We start from the raw sequence: 6,819 nt of genomic DNA on the forward strand, positions 1-6,819 counted from the left end.
TCAGTGGACATTAAAAAAGATGGCTCCGATCGAATATCGGAACCATCTTTTAAGTGCTTGATTTTTCAGGGCTTTTTTATTAAACTGTCCATTTTATAGGGTACAGTTCACTTCACCCCGACAACCCGCGGCTGTTTTTTGTAGAAAGGAAAATTCTTCGTCGGGTACTTCTTTAAATAAAATCTTTTTCCGAACACTATGCGCTGCATTTTTGTATTCTTTATACATTTTCTTATCTAACTGTTCGTAAAACACATCCCCACTTACAAATGACTTATTTCGATTGCTCGGATAATCTAACTTTTGATTGGATTGTGCATATGTTGTGGACATTTGCGTAAGAAAACAAATCATGAATACGATACATATCATTCTTTTCATAATGGCACTTCAATTTTCTATTATCCACATTACTTTTCCACATCTATAAATCAATATGCCGTTTCCAATAAAAAGGAATTTTTTCCGCATTTGTCGAAGTATATAGCGTCAACTTGAAAGATGGGGATGAATTATGAAGAAAATCATTGTAATACGACATTGTTCAGCCGCTGGACAAGAACGTCATGCCGAATTAACGACCGATGGAAAAAAACAAGCAAACACCCTTGCTACATTCCTTTTAGAAAACCAACTACAAATAGATCATATTATTTCAAGCCCATTTGTGCGAGCTATCGATTCTATTCGGCCCTATGCACTCCAAGCTAATTTGTCTATCCGAGAAGATGAACGATTAGCTGAACGCATATTAAGCGACGTTTCAATGGACGATTGGATGCAAAAACTAGAATCTACTTTTACAAATATAGATATTGCCTTTTCAGGCGGAGAGTCAACAAAACAAGCAACGGACCGTGCTATATCGCTTATCGAAGACGTTTTAAAATTAAACCATACTACAATATTACTCGTTACACACGGAAACTTACTTACGCTCATTTTAAAGCACTTTGATCATACGATCGGCTTTCATGAATGGAGAGCTTTAACGAATCCTGATATGTACGAAATTACAATTGATGAACAATGTAGCCTAAAACGATTATGGAAAGCACCGTCCAAGTAATATCTCTTTCCAACACATTCAGTTGACGCCACGAGAAGAAACTGTACTAATAATAGAAAGGGGTATCACTCCATATGTACGAAGATGTACTTGCTTTACTACATAAAACAAATGTTTCTTATGAAAAATTCGAACACGAACCGGTTCTCGATTATGAGACAGATCGGATTGTACGCGAGAGGCTTGGCTTACAAGGTACTCCAAGTAAAAGCTTATTTTTAAAATCAAAGGCTGGAGATTATTACGTATTTTTCACGTTAGAGGGCACAAGGCTTAACCGCGGAGAGATGAAAGAGCTAACAGGAGAACGCTTATCTCTCTGTTCCGCTGATGAACTGCGAGACAAAACTGGTTGTACGCCAGGATGTGTAGCTCCTTTCGGGTATTCACACGATGTAACAATTATTGTGGATAACGCTATTTATACGTACGATAAAATTTTAATTACACCTGGTGTACCTGAATTTACAATTGAATTATCCACAGAAGAATTAAAAAAGATTTTATTAACATGTTCAAATACTGTTTTAGAGTATAAACAAAAAGAGAGCTAATCATTAGCTCTCTTTTTTCATTATTTTGCTTCTGCTGTTTTTTCTTTTGCAGAACGAACTTGCTCGTCCGCATGGTAAGAAGAACGCACAAGTGGGCCAGCTTCACAGTGGCTAAAGCCTTTGCTAAGTGCAATTTCTTTTAGCTCTGCAAATTCTGCTGGTGGGTAATATTTAAGAACTGGTAAATGCTTCTTAGATGGTTGTAGGTATTGTCCAAGAGTTAAAATATCCACATTGTTTGCACGTAAGTCATCCATTGCTTCAATTAAATCTTCTCTCGTTTCACCTAAGCCCACCATAATGCTCGATTTAGTTGGAATATCAGGCTGCATTTCTTTCGCTCGACGTAAAAACTCTAATGAACGGTCATATTTTGCTCTAGCGCGAACTCGGTCAGATAATCGACGTACTGTTTCAATGTTATGGTTTAAAATATCTGGTTTTGCATCCATTAACATTTTTAAGTTTTCTTCTACTCCACCCATATCAGATGGTAATACTTCAATTGACGTAAATGGATTTTTACGACGAACAGCACGTACTGTTTCAGCAAAAACAGCTGCTCCACCATCTTTTAAATCATCACGTGCAACCGCTGTTATAACAACGTGCTTTAAGCCCATTTGTACTACAGAATCTGCTACGCGTTCTGGCTCTTGTAAATCAAGCTCAGTTGGTAAGCCTGTTTTAACCGCACAGAAACGACAAGCACGTGTACATACTGCACCTAAAATCATAAATGTTGCTGTTTTTCTTACAGCCCAGCATTCATGAATATTCGGACATTTCGCTTCTTCACAAACTGTATGAAGATTTTTAGAACGCATCATTTTCTTTAAGCCTGTATAGTTTTCATTCGTGTTTAACTTAATTTTCAACCATTCGGGCTTGCGCTTATATTCTGTTTGTTTTGTCATGGTTATCAACTCCGCACAATATGAAATAGTTTACCGTGTTCGCTTCTTTCAATGTAACATATCTATTCTAACGTATGAAAGCGATTTGCTCAAATGAAGATTCTAAGATTTTTTCCAATCGTTCCCTATAATGAAATACTCCGTATATCCCACACTAAAAAGAGTGATGTTGTGAAAGGAGTCTATTTCATGCTTCGAAAAATTTCTCTTTTGCTTTCGATTTGCTTTCTTCTCCACCAAAACATTGCTTACGGTGAAGATAATCAGCAAAGCATATATGAAAAGCGCATGGCACTATATAAAGAAACCGAGCAATCTTCAGGCATTCCGTGGTATTACTTAGCTGCAATGGATCAATATGAAAGAAATATACGGAGCGTAAGAAAAGATATTCCGAAAAAACCAGATGCCATCATCTCCCTCTATTTCAAACCAGAAATATGGGCTGGACCTGTTAATGGTAACGACACTCTTCCCCATACAATTGCTCTATTTGGCGGGTTAGGTTTAGATGGTGACAAAGATGGATTTGCAAATGCAAATAACGACCGTGATCTTTTGCATACAGCAGCAACGATTTTAAAGAAACAAGGAACGTCAGAAGAACGCATTAAAATCATGCTCTGGGAATATTATAGACGTGCAAAAACAGTTGATTTAATTACCGAATACGCCCAAATTTATAAACATTACGGACGTATTAATTTAGAAGGAAATGCGTTCCCTCTTCCGATTCGCAGTGACCATAGCTACCGTAGTACTTTTGGCGCTGGAAGAAGTTTTGGGGGAAGAAGGGTTCATGAAGGAACCGATATATTCGCAGGCTATGGCGTACCAGTAAGATCCACTTGCTATGGCATTATTGAAACAAAAGGCTGGAACCGCCTTGGCGGATGGCGCATCGGTATTCGTGACCTTCATAACAATTATCATTATTACGCTCACTTAGGCGGATTCTCAAAAGAAATACAGCTTGGACAAATTGTCGAGCCTGGAAAAGTAATCGGATTTGTTGGTAGCACCGGTTACGGCCCTCCCGGCACAGCTGGAAAATTCCCGCCCCACCTACATTTCGGCATGTATAAAGACAATGGTTATACAGAATGGGCTTTCGACCCCTACATGCACTTAAGTCTTTGGGAGCGCAAAGAACGCGCGAATACAAAACGATAACCGTAGCACATTGCTACGGTTATTTTTCAACTAACTATCCGTTTTCTTTTTATTAGGTACAACAACACTTCCGCTTCCATAATACGTAGGCACTTCCCCTTGAACAATGCGCGTCGCAATTGGAACATTTTGTTTTACCCTTATTTCCTTCGTATGAAATGGAATAATGACTTGCAACGTTACTTCCATCTCCATAATAATTTGAATCGCTGTCGTATTGATTCCGTGCGGCTCAATTTTTTGTTTAATATCCGTATTTACATGACCAATCGTTGTGAAATCAATTGGAATGTCGGGTCCGATATTTCCAAGAAGCGCATTATTTGTTACACGGCCAAACGGAACTGCCATCGTTGCCCCATTTTTTTCAGAAATACCTAGTCCCTTCAAATTCCCTTCTTCTACTTGCTGTAAATACTTTTCTATGTATGTGGTCGTTGACGTTACGATTTCATTTACTTGCTTCGTATTTAAATTAATTGTGGATACTTTCCCGTTTTTATCATTTTGTACTTTCATTAATGAATCGACATCGAATCCCTCATCGATCCTATCTTTTACCGCCTTCGTCATAACCGCTGTCGCCATTTTATGTGTCTCTACTTCTCCATATTTCATTAATGTCGGCTGAATGCTGCTATTCACAATCCATAATCCTTGCACGAGTAATATGACAAAAAGAATAAACGACATAAGCAGTATGTGCCGAAAGGAAATAGGTCCCCTTCGAAACCGCGAATTTTTCGAACGAAATATACTCATACAAAACCCTCCTTCTTATATCATTTCTATGCAAGAAGGAGGGACGATATATGCTTATCTCATTTTTAATAATGCTTCTTTTCCGATTGTGCCAGCCGTAATACCTAAAGCTTCAGCTTCAATCGTTACTGATTCTAGCGGCGCTTCAAGAAGTTGTTCAATCGTTCTTACACCAACCGCGCGGCCGGCAATAATACCTCGATCCCCTAACTTCTCATTTAAAAGACCTACATCTAATGCACCGCACATAATATATCCTTTATCGCTCATTACAGCTAGCAAATTTGTCTTTGGAAGTTTGACGCTAACCGCAATAAACGTATAATTATCGATTATAATTGGCTCCACATTAACCATAGTTCACACTCCTCTCTTTCTTATCTGTATGACAAGAGAAAAATGAGTGTTACAAGTTAACTAGCCTATAGTTTGACGGAAGATGTATAAGTTATTAACATGTCTGTTAACACATCTCTAAGTAGTTCTGGCATATAATATTGTTTGTTAGAAAGTGTGGATAGCTCTGGGTATAAGTAGCCGAATGTAAACATATCAATCGTTCCTACTGTATATATACGATCTAATTCCAGCGATTCCCCGTTAATTAATACATCTTCGAGTAAAATTTTATTCCCGGGAATCGTATCTGGAATGACTTCTACACCAGCGTAAATCATTTTCCCCATTACTTTCCCCCGAAATCCAAACCCTTTTACCTCAAGGTTCTCCATATTCGGGCGACGTGCTTTCAAGATCACTTCTCTTAACGTTTTCCCCGGCACTTTTAATAGGCATGGATTAATTGGATGTGGACAAATTCTGTGAATATCTCCGCGCGTCACAACGCCTTCTTCTAATCCTTCAAGAAGTACACCGGCGTTTACCATGCCAATCTCTGCACCGCACCACGTTTTCAACGCATTTGCTAACATGTGCGAAAATGCTGTCTCATGAAACCAATCAACCGGTAATGATTCCTTTAAATGAACGACAGGCTCTTCCATAATATGTTTACTTTCTTCCTGCAGCGCCTCAATTGTGGATAATGGTTTGTTATAAGCACCTAAACGTTCAGTCTTAATCGCTCTACCATCCTTTTTCAACAGCTTCTTCGTCTCTTTATCCACAGTAAGCTGAACGTGCCCAACGTAACGTCCCCACTTTTCACAACAGCAAAGTAACGTATTATTCATAAGAACACCACGCTCAAATAAATGATGCGTATGTGCCCCTAAAATAACATCTATATCATACTGCTCCGCCATATGCTCATCCATACTTTTTCCAAGGTGAGAAAGGACAACCGTTATATGAGCCTCATCTCTCACTTCTTCTAAAATAGACTCTAAATGCTCGATTGGATCTTCAATATGCCAAGCTAACATTTGATAAAACTCTGGATACGCAACCGTTAATCCGATAAAAGCAATCGTAATCCCATCTGTCGTTGTATGTAATTTATAAGGCTTTGCCCACTCTGGACGTACCCCTTCTTTTTCAAATAAATTCGCGACAAGCACCTCAAATCCAGCATCATCATATAGACGATTCAAATGCTCCTTCGCTAACGTAATTCCTTCATTGTTTCCGATCGTTACATAATCATATAACGCCTCATTTAAAAGCTTCGTATTGCCAAGCCCATTCGTCGCTTCCGAAATACTATGAAAACGATCCACATGATCGCCGATATCTACAGTCAAAACAGTCTCTCCCGCTTCCTGTCTTCGCTTTTTCTCTCCTTGTACAAACCGAGAAATTTGCGGCCAATTTTCAAAATGACTATGTATATCGTTTGTATGATAAAGGTGGATAATTGTTTCTTTATTTATATTCAGAGAAAAAACCTCCTCTCAGTTCCTTACTGCCATTTACGCTATGCGCACGCAATAATCCTGTAAATACTTTTCGTCTTTTCTTGCTATTTTACATTGTACTCGCATTGTGAGAAAAAGCAAAAGATTGCCCTTTTCATATGAGAAACTTTACTTTTTCCAGTCTGGGGATTAGTTGGTAGAGCGGGGATTTGTCAGAAAGTTCAACAGGAGATTCGCAGGTCTTTTTTCAATTGGATTCACCAGTGGATTTGTCAGTATCTTTGCCTTACTTCCAGTCGGTCCCCTTTCATATAAAATGTTACAGGGTATATGAAGAATTTCTTTTGTCGTAATTTGTTGATAAGTCGATATTCCTTGTCGAATCGTCGATATATTGAAATAATCGCTGATATAAAGGTTCCGTCAAGAAGTCTGTGTAATTTGATAAGGCCCAATACATTGGTTTATCCAGTATGAATTTATAATGATTTGGTATGTGAAAAGTGAAGCTAGCTTCACTTTTCACA

At 38.4% G+C, this 6,819-nt stretch carries 7 protein-coding genes and 1 pseudogene; 3 read left to right on the forward strand and 5 right to left on the reverse strand.

Annotated elements, in window-relative coordinates; all coding sequences use genetic code 11:
* Positions 1–108 precede the first annotated feature (108 nt).
* Positions 109–381 (reverse strand): annotated as a pseudogene (locus MR070_RS26675) (hypothetical protein); the annotation flags it as partial.
* Positions 382–514: 133 nt separating this feature from the next.
* Between MR070_RS26675 and MR070_RS26680 the strand changes: the two are divergent.
* Complete coding sequence (locus MR070_RS26680; RefSeq protein WP_242262290.1) at positions 515–1,069, forward strand: histidine phosphatase family protein; 555 nt, start codon at positions 515–517, stop codon at positions 1,067–1,069.
* A 74-nt stretch (positions 1,070–1,143) separates the two neighbouring features.
* The gene (locus MR070_RS26685; protein WP_000272743.1) at positions 1,144–1,623 is read left to right on the forward strand and encodes a YbaK/EbsC family protein; all 480 of its coding nucleotides are present in this window, start codon (positions 1,144–1,146) and stop codon (positions 1,621–1,623) included.
* Positions 1,624–1,643: 20 nt separating this feature from the next.
* Here the strand turns inward: MR070_RS26685 and lipA are convergent, their stop codons facing one another.
* Positions 1,644–2,540: a lipoyl synthase gene (lipA, locus tag MR070_RS26690; protein ID WP_000166369.1), complete on the reverse strand. Its 897-nt coding sequence runs from the start codon at positions 2,538–2,540 to the stop codon at positions 1,644–1,646.
* Positions 2,541–2,729: 189 nt separating this feature from the next.
* On the opposite strand from lipA, the gene MR070_RS26695 reads away from it, so the two are divergent.
* Positions 2,730–3,713, forward strand: a complete 984-nt coding sequence (locus tag MR070_RS26695; protein ID WP_000944673.1) for a M23 family metallopeptidase — start codon at positions 2,730–2,732, stop codon at positions 3,711–3,713.
* A gap of 30 nt (positions 3,714–3,743) precedes the next feature.
* On the opposite strand, the gene yunB is transcribed toward MR070_RS26695, so the two are convergent.
* The 3 genes from yunB to MR070_RS26710 form a co-directional block, all read right to left on the reverse strand.
* Positions 3,744–4,475: a sporulation protein YunB gene (yunB, locus tag MR070_RS26700; protein WP_242262291.1), complete on the reverse strand. Its 732-nt coding sequence runs from the start codon at positions 4,473–4,475 to the stop codon at positions 3,744–3,746.
* A gap of 54 nt (positions 4,476–4,529) precedes the next feature.
* On the reverse strand, positions 4,530–4,832 hold the full coding sequence (locus MR070_RS26705; protein ID WP_000248463.1) for a YunC family protein: 303 nt from the start codon (positions 4,830–4,832) through the stop codon (positions 4,530–4,532).
* Positions 4,833–4,897: 65 nt separating this feature from the next.
* Positions 4,898–6,313 (reverse strand): bifunctional metallophosphatase/5'-nucleotidase, encoded by a 1,416-nt coding sequence (locus tag MR070_RS26710; RefSeq protein ID WP_277931352.1) that lies wholly within the window; start codon positions 6,311–6,313, stop codon positions 4,898–4,900.
* Positions 6,314–6,819 lie beyond the last annotated feature (506 nt).

The sequence above is a fragment of the Bacillus cereus group sp. BfR-BA-01453 genome (assembly GCF_022662915.1).
In the GTDB taxonomy this organism is placed as follows: Bacteria; Bacillota; Bacilli; order Bacillales; family Bacillaceae_G; genus Bacillus_A; species Bacillus_A paranthracis.